This is a genomic window from Streptomyces lydicus (genome assembly GCF_000717345.1).
Classification (GTDB): domain Bacteria; phylum Actinomycetota; class Actinomycetes; order Streptomycetales; family Streptomycetaceae; genus Streptomyces; species Streptomyces lydicus.
Map to the genome: position 1 here is coordinate 1 of NZ_JNZA01000096.1, position 904 is coordinate 904.

1 protein-coding gene is annotated in these 904 nt (G+C 70.0%); it reads right to left on the reverse strand.

Translation table 11 applies throughout. The features are described from left to right. Positions 1 to 897, reverse strand: an 897-nt coding sequence (locus OO62_RS36140; RefSeq protein WP_282916364.1) for a condensation domain-containing protein, incomplete at its 3' end; no start/stop codon positions are given. Positions 898 to 904: the final 7 nt, after the last annotated feature.

Consider the following 904-nt stretch of genomic DNA (forward strand, 5'->3'; position numbering starts at 1 on the left):
CCCGGCCGGCAGCTCGAAGCGGACCAGGCCGCCCGCGTGCGTCGGCTGCGCCGGGCGCGGCCGGTCGGTGGGCAGCGCCAGCTCCTGCGGCAGGTCGGACAGCGCACCGGTCCAGAACTCCGCCTGCTCCTCCCCCACCTCCGCCAGCACCTCACGCTGCCACAAGGTGTAGTCGGCGTACTGCACCGGCAACGGCACCCACCGCGGCACCTCACCCGCCACGCGCGCCGCGTACGCAACCGAGACATCCCGCAACAGCGGCGCCTCGGACCACCCGTCGCTGGCAATGTGATGCAGCGTCAGCAACAGCACATGCTCATCCACGGCCGACGAGAACAACGCCACCCGAAACGGCAACTCCGACGCCAAGACGAAGGGCGTGAAGGCTGCTTCCTGGATCAGGGCGGGCAGGTCATCGCCGGCGCACTGCACCACCGAGACCTTGGTCCCCGCCTGTTCGGGCGGCAGGATCCGCTGGAAGGGCTCGCCGTCGACATCGGGGAAGACCGTGCGCAGGGACTCGTGGCGGGCCACGACGTCCTCGATCGCCTGTTGCAGGGCCTCCAGGTCCACCGGGCCGTCGATGCGGAAGGCGAAGGGGGCGTTGTAGGTCGGGCTCTGCTCCAGACGGTCCAGGAACCACAGCCGCTGCTGCGCGAACGACAACGGCAGCACCTCAGGACGCGGACGGGCAGTCACCGCAGGTCGCGCCGCGACTCCGTCGTCGGCCAGATGCTGCACCAGACCGGCCACCGTCGGCGCACCGAAGAGCGTCCGCACGCCCAACTCCACACCCAGCACCGAACGGATCCGACTGATCAACCGCGTCGCCTTGAGCGAATGCCCACCCAGAGCGAAGAAGTTGTCGTCCACCCCGACACTGGGCACCTCCAGCACCTGGGCG